Source organism: Legionella adelaidensis (assembly GCF_900637865.1).
Classification (GTDB): Bacteria; Pseudomonadota; Gammaproteobacteria; order Legionellales; family Legionellaceae; genus Legionella_A; species Legionella_A adelaidensis.
Genome location: NZ_LR134418.1, coordinates 170,242 through 184,221 on the forward strand (window position 1 = coordinate 170,242; position 13,980 = coordinate 184,221).

Consider the following 13,980-nt stretch of genomic DNA (forward strand, 5'->3'; position numbering starts at 1 on the left):
TTAAAAAAAAATTATTTAGGAATGATTCCGTAATGGACGACCCCAGAAACGGCAGCGCTTCTACTAGTATTTTTTACTATCCAATATGCGCCTCGGTTATTCAAACCATACACTACATTCACGTACTCGCAAATTTGCAAGCTTTCACCGCAATCTACAATCCGACCATAAGGTAATTTGGCATCGGGAACCGTGCATATATACTTCATGGATTTTTCAGCTGTAGATAAAACAGACCATTGCATAGGGTTTAAGGTACTATTTAAAAACAAATTGCGTGAGCTTTCTTCTTTACGCATTTGATAAAGGCTAACCGGGAGGTTTTGTTTATTTAAAATAAAATACAGAGACTGGCGTTCCCCAGCAGCTTCCGGTAATAATTCTAAAATTTTTAAATCAAAATGATACCCGGCATCCCGGCAGCCAAAAGGATTTTTAAAATCTTCGGTTTCTTTCGCTGCAAAAGCAACATTCAATAAAGAAATGGCGACTGCTCCGACTGTCAGAAATTTTAATTTATTTTTCATGGTTTTTTCTCGGTATCTTGAAGCGGCCTTACAATCACTTTGGTGCCTAGATTGTTATTGCTAGCATTGGATGATTCTACGAAATTCAAATTTAACCATTTGGCATCTTCTGTAAACATACGGATACATCCATGGCTAGCGCGGTAGCCCGGGATATCATCTGAACCATGTAAAGCTATCCCTTTGTGAAAAAACATACACCAGGGCATTTTGGCCCCGCCTTTACCAATTGGGAATATATTGGACTTACATTTTGGACCCTCTTTACTAAAGACACGGTAGATACCCGTTAGTGAGCGGCAAGTTGGGCTGCTGTTATCAGAGCATCTATCACTTCCAGAAGAAATAGGCCCCCATTTCACTAAATTACCTTCATTATCATAAGCTGCCCAAGCTAGCTTGTCCTGATCCACAACAATCTGTTTTTCTTTTTCATCCTCGTGAATTTTTAAAGGAAACGGTGAAACATCAAATACAGTGATATGATCTAAATCCTTTGGCACGGCAATTTTCTTACCCGCCCAAAGATAATTATAACTTCGGTTAATCCTTTGCACTATGTCGCGCTGCTCTTCATTAGGAAAAAGCTTTTCCCAGGTTTCTCCCCCACGAATGGTTATACATTCGTACTCGGGATACGCGCAAAGCGCGGGGCCATAATAAATAGGTTTGTCTTCTGCTTTTACTACAAAAGAGATAAAACAAAGTGCCGCTGCTGCTATAATTTTTCTTTTCATTTTTCTACTCAGTTCTTTGTTATTCTTGTTTTCGGCTACTTTTAGCAAAAGTTTAATGTAATCATAGATTAATTTATTTCTTTTGCATAAAAACACTTTAACTTAGAAAAAAATATTTAGAAACAAGAATCTTCATCTTCTTAAAACCGTGATTGGCGCCGAAGATTTTTTGTCATTCCCGCGTAGGAGGAAATGACAACATTAAAGAAGTGAGGATCTTAGGCCTATCGGCGCCAACCTACCTATTAATTCGCATGAAAATGCTCATAAATGCGTGAGGCTAAGCTTTCGCTAATTCCCGGGACTTTGGCAATCTCATCAATAGATGCACGTGAAAGTTCCCTGATCCCCCCAAAACGGCGCAATAATGCTTGCCTTCGTTTTCCTCCAACGCCCTCTATACTCTCCAAAGAAGACTCTATTCCAACCTTTTGTCTTTTTTTGCGATGAAAAGTAATTGCAAATCGATGCGCTTCATCCCGTATGTGTTGTAACAAATGTAGCGCCGGATTGTCAGGAGGTAAAACCAATTCTTTTTCTTCGTCCGCTAAAATTAACTGTTCCCACCCTGCTTTTCGGGTAGGGCCTTTAGCAATACCTAATAGCTTAATATTATTTATCTCTAGTTGGTTAAAAACTCTTTTTGCCACGCCTACCTGGCCTTTCCCACCATCAATAATTACTAAATTGGGTAAATTTTGCATTTCTTTTAATCTTTTAAACCGTCTGATTAGTACTTGCTCAGTAGCAGCATAATCATCATTCGCTTTTATTCCCTTGATATTAAAACACCGGTATTGACTTTTACATGGCCCTTTTTCATCAAAAACCACACAAGATGCAACGGTTTCCGCCCCTTGGGTATGGCTAATATCAAAGCACTCCATTCGGTTAATTCGTTCCATTCCTAATAATTGTGATAGAGCTTCAAAACGGACGTGTAAAAGTTTTGTGGACGCGCGGTGTTCATTAATTGCGAGCTGTAAATTATTTTGCGCAAAATCAAACCAGCGAGCTTTTACCCCCCGTGGATTGGTTTGAATTTTACAAGTCTTTCCACGCAAATTACTGAGCATTTTTTCAAGCGCATGGCAATCGATAACTTTATGATTGGTAATAATAAGAGCGGGAATTCTTTCAGGTGTGTCTATATAAAAATGAGAAATAAACGCAGAGAACACTTGTTGCCATAAATCATACGCGTTTTCATCTTCTTCAAAATTTTTTTCTGGGACGGAAGGGAAAAATTTCTGGCTTACTAAAATTTGTCCTTCCCGAATCGTTACACACTGCACACAAGCAAACCCAGGTTTTACTTCAATAGCGATAACATCTGCATCTCCCCTTAATTGCACCACGCTCTGCTGTTCCTGAACCAAGCGCAAAGATTTAATCTGATCGCGTAATCTTGCCGCCTCTTCAAATTGCAAAGCTGCTACTGCTGCATCCATACGCACACCCAACTCATCCAATATGTCTTGGCTTTTACCTTCTAAAAAACGAATAGCATCCTTCAACGACTGTCGATAAGAGGTTTCTGTTATTAATTGCGTACACGGGGCACTACACCGCTTTATTTGATATTGTAAACAAGGACGAGAACGGGTACTAAAATAGGTTTCTGCGCACCCCCGAATTTTAAAAACTTTCTGAATAACGCTTAAGGTTTCTCGGACTGCAAATACACTGGGATAAGGGCCAAAGAAAAGCCCTTTTTTCGGCTTCTTTTTAAAACGCAATGCTTCCATGCGCGGAAATGGCCCTTCGCTTACATGAATATAAGGATAGGACTTATCATCACGAAGCAATACGTTATATTTAGGCTTCAGGGATTTAATTAAACTGCTTTCTAATAATAATGCCTCTGTTTCACTGCGAGTCACGCTTATTTGAATAGAGGCGATTTGATTGATTAGTGAGCGGGTTTTGGAACCGGTATTCTGCTTGGTAAAGTAACTGCTCACCCTTTTTTTTAAATTGGAAGCTTTACCGACATAAAGAACTACACCACTCGCATCAATCATTCGGTAAATACCGGCTTCAGTGGTTAAATTAGTTAGAAATTGATTTAACTCTTTGGTTTGTTTTAAATTGTTCATTACACATATTATGACTCACTTTCTTGTAAAGCATCATTTGGACGTTCAATAACTCCATGCTTCATTGCCATATAAGTGAGTTCTACATCATTTTTTATACCTAACTTCTCAAACATACGATAACGATATCCATTAATCGTTTTACTACTTAAGAATAGCCTATCTGCAATATCTTGTACTTCCATACCGCTGGTTATCATCAGCATGACTTGCATTTCGCGTTCAGATAATAAATCAAAAGGAGATTCTTGTGAGGCCTGTAAACTGCTAATTGCCATTTTTTGAGCAATTTCTGCGCTTAAATATTTTTCGCCTCGTATGACCTTGCGAATGGCCGAAGCCATTTCTTCAACGCCGGATTCTTTGGTTAAATAACCCATAGCGCCTAATTGCAAGACTCTGCTCGGTAAAGGCTCGGTACTCATAGCAGTTACTGCGATGACTCTAACATTGGGGTTTGATTTTTTGAGACGTCTGGTAACTTCCCAACCATCAATACCAGGCATTTTCATGTCTAATAAAACCACATCAGGCTGGTGTGTTTTTACTAAAGCAAGCGCGACTTCCCCACTTTCCGCTTCAGCAACTACTTCCATATCAGGAAGATCTTCTAATAATCGTCGAATACCCATTCGCACCAAGGCATGGTCATCAACAATTAACACTTTAATCAAAATGTTGCTCCTTAGCGACATCCCATGAAGACGAAAGTGCAACGATATTAACAAGAGTACAGGAAGATGACAATTGCTAAGTGAGTAAAATGTAGAATGGCGCCAACGACCTGGGGTATCATCACTTTTTATTTACTTACTTACTTTGTCATTCCCGCGTATCTATCGCGGGAATGACAGGCATTAAAAAAGTGCAAGCTGTTAGCACCCACCTACATAAATTCATATTCCCACTTTCCAGTAGTGCACATATCTGCTAATTTTTATACATAGCATCTTTAAAGAGTGATTTATGGAATTTGTAAGCCGTTATGTTTCTCATCAACCTGATTCGCAAGGAATGATTACTTATAGTCCTGAGGAACACCGAGTCTGGCAAATTTTATTCGAGCGACAACAACAATTATTGCCAGGCCGTGCCTGTAATGAATTTTTAAAAGGGCTAGAAATTCTTAATTTAAACGCACATACGATCCCGCAGTTGCCGGAAGTTAGCCACCATCTTAAGAAAGCGACTGGCTGGCAGGTTGAACCTGTTGCGGCTCTTATTTCCGCGCGAAGTTTTTTCAAATTACTTTCCGAGCGTAAATTTCCGGCGGCAACATTTATACGGGCGGAAGAAGAACTAGACTATGTCAAGGAACCCGACATTTTTCATGAACTTTTCGGTCATTGCCCGATGTTAACCAATCCGGTCTATGCAGAATTTATTCATAATTATGCCTGCAAAGTTTTAACCTTCCCCGAAAGCGATTGGGCGTTATTACAAAGACTTTTCTGGTTTACTGTAGAATTTGGATTAATAAGCACTAAAGAAGGACTTCGTGCTTACGGAGGCGGTATTCTTTCTTCCATTAGCGAAACCGTTTATAGCGTAGAAAGTGAAATTCCTTTACGCGCCCTTTTTGATCCTATAGTCGCATTCCGTATGCCATACCGAATTGATATGCTGCAACGTGTTTATTTCGTTATCCACAGCTATCAAGAGCTTTATGATTTCGTAGAATCGGATATTAAGAAATTATTACAAAGAGCTCATGAACTAGGTGAATACCCCCCTTTCTTCCCAGTTGATGAGAATAATCCGAATATTCACATTCATGCTTGTTAAGTAATTATTTTATGTAGGTTGGCGCCAAAGGCCCAACATTCGATCTGCGAAATAACGTAGGTTTTCACTCCATCCTCAAAATTCCTTGATGACGCTTACGCTAATAAGGCTCCTTTTGACGGCATTTTGTTCATAAGAAAGAAGGAAAAAAGATAACGATACTTGAGGTCTTGGCACCAACGTACTAAGCACCTGGAGCTTCTAACCCCATAACTTTAGTAGGTTCCCCTCGATGCTCTCCATCTGCAAAAATTGAATACTTTTTTGCGTACCGGCTTTCGTTTCTTCTTTGAATGGCGTGCTCCATACAAGAACCAATTACCTTTTTATTTGTATATAAAGAAAGATTCTTGAGCGCATCAGCAGATGGCGATAAAAATGATGTTGCATCATCTTTCATTGATGTGCCTAGATGTTTTGTCAAATCAGTTATTAATTGATCCTCGTGCGTTTGCACTCCTAAAGAACAGGCTAAATTTAAAGCAGTGCTAATAGTGTTTTGCAAACGACTGCTTCCAGATAAATTGACAGGTTTAAACAGACGCCAAAGAGAAGTATTGGTTTGTATATCTTGTTCTGCAATAGTTAGCTGTCCTTGTTGTAACACTGCAATAATTGATTGCATTTCAGTAGCGGAGCGAATACTTTTTTGCAACTCAATAGCCGCCTGGCGCTTGGCTGAGCTAATAAACCAACTATTTTGTAAATATTCTTCAATAAGGAAAAGCACAGTCTCTTGTAATCCTCTTTCCTTTACAGAAGGTGCTTTATTAACTGTAGAAAACGCTTGGAATAAACATAAGTAATACTGATTATTAGCTATGCGAGATAAAGGGGTCGCAACACCTAGCCAGCGATTAACAAAGGTACTGCAAGCATGCGTTTGCAAGAAAGTTTGTAAAAACTCTTCATAAATCGCACGCAGTTGCGCCTGTCCGACCTCCGAAGCAATTAAGTGATTAAAAAAGACAGTATTTTTTTGCAGAAAATCAGATTGCTCTTGGTCTAAAAATAACGCATTGAGCGCCTGCATAATAGTTTGTTTTTTCGCATCATCAATCGTAGTGGAATTATCCGTATTATGGTCGAAAAGTTCATAAGCTATTTTCACGGGTGGCATACAATCTTTTATACGCACCCTTTTAGTATAAGGGTGATAGCTTTCTCTAGATGGATGTATGGTTTCTACATATTCTTTAATTTGAGTTCCGTCAAAATCAGGTGCAGCCTCTTTAAGCATTTCAACGACAGTTTTTGTAGCATGTTGATTAAACTGTTCTCTTACATACATGTTTTTTAATCGTAATTCTCGATAAAATTGCTCTAGGGTGTTACTAAAAGTAGCCCATTTTTTCTTAATAAATTCCTGTTTACTTATAACCGAGAAAAATGAAGAAGGAATTTTCTCTACTTGGGATAACAAATTACCCAAAATAGCATAAAATTCTTCATTAAATTCCCTTTCGATTTTTGCCGCATGATCCAATTTCCTTCGCAATTGATTAATTTCTTCTTGCGAATGCACTTTTTGATTTTCTTCGTTTAAAAAATAGGAAATAGTCCCTTTTGAACCTTGTCTACCTGTCCGGCCCGATTTTTGGCGGTCGATTCGGGTAGATTCTATACACGTATGCCAAATATCCATACCTATTCTTTTATTGTAGGCAATATCTGTATTACGTCCTATTGCAGCAGTTGTTACAGTTACCATTCCAGGAACAGCCGCTTGTGCAATTGCGGTCACTTCATCCTCTATGCCGGTGAATAATTGCATAGGAGAAGCATCTTCACATTGAGACAAATAACCAAATATTTTTTTTGCTTTTTCAATGTCTTGGCAAAAAATAAGTAGGGGTTCTTGCGATTGGTTTATTCTTCTACTCTTTAGCTCCGAAGCTAAACACGTAAGCTGCTCTTCTTCATTAGATAAAATAACTACATTGTTTTCAGTGACTTGTTTTGCTTGATGCGGTTCAATTTTTGAAAATGGAAAACCATATTTTCCATGTTGCTCCTCTATTTCTGCTTCTGAACCTACCGTTCCCGAAGAGCACCAGACAAAACCATTTCTACTGAGGTAATACATTAGTAAATTAAAGTTACTGGAAGAAATAATCGTTCTATTTTCAGGCTCAATAAGAAATGAATCCTCTCCTGTTTTTGAGGGTACACGTTTCTCAGCATTTAATTTTGCATGTAATAGCTGGTGCATACCATTCCCGAAAACTGAGTCAGGGCTCACACGCGTATCGCGCATTAAAACTTTAGCAGCATGCAGTTCTGTATTGTCTGGTAATGGCATTACTACATAATCAAAATTTTCTCTTAACTTGTATTGAACAAGTACCGCCGACTCAATCCAGTTTAATAATCGCTCATTATCCAATTGCGCAAGTATGGTCCCTGATTTTCCTAATAACCGCGCTTTGTTACTTAAAAAACGTCTCAATCGGCGAATATCGGTATTAGCGCTTGTATCACAGCGAGTAAAGCCGGGTAACTGCACATATTCCATTATCGCAGTATATATCCAGGCATGTTTTTTACTAATTTTTGCTCCCTCGGTAGAAGCAAAGCGATAAATAGTTAGTTCATCTAAAAAAGATTTATCCGACTCATTAGCCACCAATGAAATACGATTTCTTGGAGTATCAAGAGAATGGTCACTGGCTATTGCGCGAGAAAAAAACAACGACAGTTGGGCAAAGGTACTAAAATTAATCCCATTAGTACAAAATTCGCTTAACTGGCTGGTAGGGGTTACAGGTTTTTTGCTAAATGGTACTCCCAGGAGTTCCAAAAATGCAGAGTAATTAGCAATATCACGCTTGGCATCTGCAATTGAGGAAGTAGTAACATCTACTCTATCACTTTCTAACCATAAAAAAGCGGCTTTCATTACATCTATTAAACTTTTCCCTTGCCCTGTATCCACGTTAGAAACTACATTTCCTTCATGTAGCATGCTGTCAATTAGAACAATTAGTTGGGTAGAATAAGGAAATTGTCCGGTAGCCCTATACATGGCTTCGCGCATTAAGGCCAATGCGTTAATTCTTTTTGCCATGGTAGACAAATGCGTATTATTTTTCAGTTCTAAAAATAACGATTTAATTTCTAAATTAGTGAGATAATTTATAGTCTTACCTTTGAAAACTGGAAGCTTGTATCCCATTTCATTCACTAATAAAAAAATCTCCATTAGCTGTTTGCGGTAGCTATACGGATAGGAGGTTTTATTTAATAAATCACTCGATTCATTAACTACCCGCTCTACTTCATCACAATTGAATTCCTCCTTTTCACAACGCATACCAAATGGAGCGATTTCCATGGCTTGCAGGAAGTCTGCGAAGGGGGCTTGTGGGTCATAAGAACTTAGTGCATTGGCTAAACAAGCGATGCTGGTAACACTGGTTGAATAAAGCTTCAGTATCTCATTCAGTTGATTGCATGAAAGTCTTTGTAAATGTTTTACCACACGCAGTATATCAATGGTAGGATCTTGCGGCCTACGCATAGCATAAGCCTTGGAAATTACCGTAATTATACTAGCTCTTTGAGGCGCCTCGAGTCCTGCAAGTTGTTGTAAAAAAGTATCTGTTAGGTTTTGTTTACCTATAAATCGCACTAAGTCGGTAATTTTTTCACGGTTTTCACGTATTTGGTAAGTATACGTACTAAGTAATTGTACTTGCTCCACTGTAAAATTTTCGTCCGCCAGAAGAAAAAGCAGGAGAGGATCTTCCGTATCATAGCTATGCGCCTCGATAAGTTGTCGCATAAACTCTTCAAAGCTTTCAAAATCTGTAAAAGATGACAATTTGCAGCGTCTGCAAAAATTAACTATACCTTGTGTTGAGAAATGTTCGTCATGAAGTTTAGTAATCAGCCCCAGCAAAAAAATAAAGGCTTCTTTATTATAAATTAATGAGGAGTCCAACATTTCTTTAAGTAACGGAATATAATCCCGCTGCGGCATTTTGGTTAACAAATTAAATAATTGAAGAAGTAATTCAGAATCTATTTTCTCTATTTGAACATTGGAAAGTATTTTTAGAAAAGCTTCCTGCTGCTCAAGAATGCAAGGATGACGAGCTATAGCACCACAAACAATAGCAATAGACTCTGCCTTATTAATTGCCTGGTTAATTTTTTCAAAATTGCTTTCGTCCCGAATGTCACTTAAATTTAATGTTATTTCAGTAAATTTATTTATTAATTCTTTATCTTCATCTGCTCGCAAGTGTCTTTCAAAACTACCTGCAATTAAATGGCTTTTAAGTTTCCATAATATAGGTTTGATACATTGCGAGGTAAGAAAAGCGATAGCAAAATTACAAGTACTTAATTGTTCTTGAAAAACTACTTGTAACTCGGATACAGATTTACCAGACAAGGGGGATAATCGCGCAAAAACTTGCTCGAGTTCTGCGATTAACTCCTCAGGAATATTGGCTTCCGGGCTTAAGGGGGCACCTAGTAAAAAATTATGCGCCAAGGTCATTCCCATCTGTAGAAAATCAGCCCCTATTTGCAAGCCACGCGTTTTAACAATTTCCAAACCGGTAATTAAGCTTAGCAAACATTGTTTTACTTCTTCATTATCATATTGCAAAACCTCAGGCATTTTAATTCTTACCTGCACGCCGTGATCATTAAAAATTTTATGAATTTCAGCAATATTAATAAGCGCTTCTACAAGAGGCAGTCGGCTCACTGCATCAAAAATTGCAATAACTTGCGAATAAGATAAAAATTGTTCCGCATCTATAAGTAATTGGTAAGCATAATAAAGGGAATTGGTAGCATTTAAGCCCGTGGTTGCCTCTTGTAGATAATCACGAATTCTCTTTAGTTGCGGAATTTCCTCACGAGTTACCCATCTCCAATAATCCAAATTAAAATTCACACCGTTTATTTCTCCGCAAAGCTCGTATAAGGGGATTTTTGGAGGGGATGAAGGAATATCTTCAGAACTGGATTGCAAGAGCGTAAAAAAATTATCGCTAGTTATATTAAAATTAAAATTTCTTAATAGCGCCGAAAAGAGAATTAAACTGTCTGCAAAAGTGGTCGCAATCGCTGGGCTTTCTTGAAAAAAATCATGGGTATTGATGGCATAGAGAGCCGCTTTTTTGGCTTTTTGCTTACCAATTAATTGGATAAATTTATATGTGGGATATTTATTAGACAGGATGAGTTTATGTAGGCGCTGCGAATACTCTTCTTTAACTGCAGGCCACAAGGTTACGGACGCTTCATAGCCTCCAAATTTTTCCTTTTCCAGAATATGCTTAAGCCAAATATTTTGCATAGTCAGGTAGCAAATTGCCTCCAGATCATTAAACCGAATGTTGCGGTTAAATAATTCTCTGAGCAGGTGGAGCTGCACAATAATAGCACTGATGTCAACTGTATCTGCCAATCCAATAAGTGCTCGTAGTGTCGGTTGAGTACGAATATCTGTGGTGTCGTTATATCGACCCGTAAAATATTCTACACTACCGGTTACACGCTCAGACGTAAGCAATAGGAGTGCTTTGACAAGGTTCATATGGATAGAAAAACTAACTTCTTCCCTCGTCCATAAAAAACTAGTTTCGTTTTCGCGCTCCCTTATTTTCGTCCACTCCTGTCTAATTTCTTGAAAATTTCTGAAAAACTCTCCAATAGATACTCCCGCCAGCTGGGTGCCTAAAAATCTAAAGACTAGCTTATAAAATATTGGAGCAGAAAGAGGAACATTTTTTGATCGTAAAGTGGCGGCACCATATCCTCCTCCATAATGATAAAAACAACCATATGTAGGCGGCAGCACCTCTACATAAGTTGACATATACAAAGTAAGAGGTACCACTTTACCTTGGGCTTGTAACTCTTTAAATCCATCCTGACTTAATAGAGAACAAGAAGTATCAATTAAAAACAAATTCTTTAAAAGACAATAATCCTCCTTAATAGCTTCTGCACCTCTATCAACTATCTCAAACAAAGTAGCAAGCTCGATTCGATATAATTGAAATGCGGAATTAAACGGGATCGCATTTATTTTTTGAGGGTCATAATCAAGCACCATACTGGGATGTACGCCAGTAAAACCTTCATATTTAGAAGCATAATAAGCACCGTATTGAGATAATGAAATCCCCTGCAAGCATGACAACTGATCTTGCAAGTTACGGGCATTGTTTAAAATAGCAAGCAATCTTTCCATGTAAACTAAAGGCTGCCCGCCACAGGGAACAACCCAATTGGTATCCAGCAACTGCATCAAAGCCAAGTTGTCTTTGCATAAAAGAGAAAAATTTCTCCAGAAATACTCAAAACCATCCAGGGTTTTACTTAATTCATGTTGGGATGTTCCTGTGTTTTGCAAAAATCGTTTTAAGCAATTGATTTGCAAAGGGGTAAAATTTTCTAAACGGACCATTTCATCAAAAAAAGTTTCATTGCAGAAATTTTCTAAATGATCAAAGTGCGCAAAATAGTGCTCATATAAAAATGCGGAGAATCCTGGGTGGGCTTGTTCCAAATGGTTTAATTTTAAAAAGAATTCTCTAATCCCCTTATCCCCATAGCGTACCCATAAATTCATGAGAGGAACAAAATGAACTTTCTCCAAGCTTTCATAAATCTTTTCGTTGGAAATTAGTGTGCGTAAATGTGGGGGATCAAAATCGATAAAATAGTAAGGTCGCCTCTCATCCAAGGGGATATATTCACTAGGCGTAAATAAATTAGCGGTGCGATCATCGTCAATTGCCGTTTCATCGTAATCTAATACAAACTCTTCTTTTAACGTTTTCTTTAATAAAAAACCTGCGGGAAGGTTTTCTTTGTTCAAGCTTAAAAACTGTGGTAATAAAACAGCCATTTTCTTTGCTGCTTCGGGCGTTAAGAATTTAATCGCTTGCGGTAAATTCGCAAAACATTCATATTCTACTTGTTTAAAAGACTCTTTAACGACTTCAGGTTTAAAGAAAGATTCTGCCATTCGATGGTAGGCAGGCGTATTAAACTGGGAGTAATTAATAAGATCGCCGGTATAATAAGCGATAGTATTTTCAGTTACCACCTCTGTGGTTACCGTTTCCTCAATCGTTTCCTCCACAACTTCCGTATGCTGGAGTTCAATTTGAACAAACTGATTAAAAGTATTTTCTTCTATAGCGCCCTGAGATTTAATTAATGATTTCAAACGAATCGGTTCACCACCAAAATCGGGGATCTCCTCTAAAGAATCATTTTCGTGACCTTCTCCAGTTTCTCCTTTTTGTGGTTTGGCGGCACATTGAATTACTTGAGTAATTGCACGCTGAAATCTTTCCAACCCAATTCGTTGTCTTGTTTCTTTGTCCTCAATGAGAATAGGAAAATTAACGAAAGATACAAAATCTAGCAATTTCTCCTCAGTAGCGCTTTGTAGTTCGACCCTATCAAATAAAAGCTTTAAAACACGTGTGGACTTGTTTTTTAAGGCTGTCAGGAGGGGTAAAAAGTTTAGCGAACTGATAAGGTGATATGTAACTGGTATATCAATGCGATTAATAGCATCTTCTGGTAAGGTATTAATCCATTTCTCTATACTGAGTAATTGCTCTTCAGTTAAATTTTCCTCTATATACAAGTTCACCGGATTTTTGATGCGAATGCGCTCGCCGAGTTCAAGAAGTGTTTGTTCGAAAGTGGATGGCTGCGTTTTAACCAACAAAGTCTGAATCATAAAACAAATATATGTAAAAAATTTGTGCAATTTTACCAGTAACCCTATGGCTTCGCAAGACAATTTTAATATGTATATTGGCCGCAGGCCTGTGGGATTGTCACTTTTTTCGGTAATACCTTGGATTAAGTAACCATCTGCTCATTTATCAGTTGTTCAAAAAAATGGACGACACTTCCGGTCGACTGCCCAACATTCTTCTATTTCTTCAGAGATCGAATGTTGGGCCGTTGGCGCCAACCTACATTTTTTTTCTTATCCCCGCAATTGGAATCCTAACTTCCGTCCCATGTGAACTACTAAATTGCAAACCCTTCCACGCATGCCCATACACAATTTCATAACTTAAAGGAAAATGATCGGAAACTTTTAACTGATTATAAGCCTCTTCAAATTTTAACCAGGCGGTTTTACCCGTAAGGCCAGCATTTCTTTTGCTATGAACATTGCGCACACCCTGCATTTTCAAGGCATGAATAAGCCTTACAAAGCTATTATAGTGAACGACTAATTTTTCCATATCGACTACGGGATCAAGGAATTGTTCCTTTAATAAAATATCCCCCAAATCGTGCATATCTAAAAACTCATTTGCGTGAGCAAAAGAGTCTACCGCACCCCAAGCCTTTCGTAATTCGCAAAACGTGTCTGGACCTAAAGAAGAAAACATAAGGCATCCGTTTACATTCATAATTCGATTAATTTCTGAAAATAATCGCGGCAAAGAAGGAGACCAATGGATAACTTGGTTGGAGAAAACCAAATCGATCATTCCATCAGGAAAAGGCATACGCAGCATGTCACCGGAAATGGAATTCCATTTTAACCGCCAGGTTTGTTTCTTTTTTCCGGTTAGAAGCATCTGGTGGGCAATATCGAATGCAATTACTTCCGCTTTGGGGTATTTTTTTTTCAGCAAGGAGGTAAATATCCCCGTACCGCTGCCCAAGTCTAAAACATATTTTGGTGTAATTTTTAATAATTCCAGGCGTTCGAATAAGCGTAAGCCAATTTCTTTTTGCACTTTTGCAAAAGTTTCATAATCATTAGCTACCTTGTTAAAGGACTTACTTACCTCGTTCGTTTTATTCATGCTTGCGTATTTT

7 protein-coding genes are annotated in these 13,980 nt (G+C 38.1%); 1 reads left to right on the top strand and 6 read right to left on the bottom strand.

What is annotated here, in order from left to right; translation table 11 throughout:
- Positions 1-11: 11 nt before the first annotated feature.
- The 4 genes from EL206_RS01935 to letA form a co-directional block, all read right to left on the bottom strand.
- The gene (locus EL206_RS01935) at positions 12-527 is read right to left on the bottom strand and encodes a hypothetical protein (protein WP_058461174.1); all 516 of its coding nucleotides are present in this window, start codon (positions 525-527) and stop codon (positions 12-14) included.
- Positions 524-1,264, bottom strand: a complete 741-nt coding sequence (locus tag EL206_RS01940; protein ID WP_058462325.1) for a L,D-transpeptidase — start codon at positions 1,262-1,264, stop codon at positions 524-526. The genes EL206_RS01935 and EL206_RS01940 overlap by 4 nt, the downstream gene beginning before the upstream one ends.
- Before the next feature lie 245 nt (positions 1,265-1,509).
- Complete coding sequence (gene uvrC, locus EL206_RS01945) at positions 1,510-3,363, bottom strand: excinuclease ABC subunit UvrC (protein ID WP_058461173.1); 1,854 nt, start codon at positions 3,361-3,363, stop codon at positions 1,510-1,512.
- Positions 3,364-3,371: 8 nt separating this feature from the next.
- Positions 3,372-4,037 (bottom strand): two-component system response regulator LetA, encoded by a 666-nt coding sequence (gene letA, locus EL206_RS01950; protein ID WP_058461172.1) that lies wholly within the window; start codon positions 4,035-4,037, stop codon positions 3,372-3,374.
- 292 nt (positions 4,038-4,329) lie between these two features.
- Between letA and phhA the strand changes: the two genes are divergently transcribed.
- The gene (phhA, locus tag EL206_RS01955) at positions 4,330-5,148 is read left to right on the top strand and encodes a phenylalanine 4-monooxygenase (protein WP_058461171.1); all 819 of its coding nucleotides are present in this window, start codon (positions 4,330-4,332) and stop codon (positions 5,146-5,148) included.
- Positions 5,149-5,332: 184 nt separating this feature from the next.
- Here phhA and EL206_RS01960 read toward each other — a convergent pair whose 3' ends face one another.
- Positions 5,333-12,874 (bottom strand): hypothetical protein, encoded by a 7,542-nt coding sequence (locus EL206_RS01960; protein WP_058461170.1) that lies wholly within the window; start codon positions 12,872-12,874, stop codon positions 5,333-5,335.
- Positions 12,875-13,115: 241 nt separating this feature from the next.
- Positions 13,116-13,967 carry a malonyl-ACP O-methyltransferase BioC gene (gene bioC / locus EL206_RS01965; RefSeq protein ID WP_058461169.1) on the bottom strand — a complete coding sequence of 284 codons (852 nt, stop codon included), beginning with the start codon at positions 13,965-13,967 and terminating at the stop codon, positions 13,116-13,118.
- Positions 13,968-13,980: the final 13 nt, after the last annotated feature.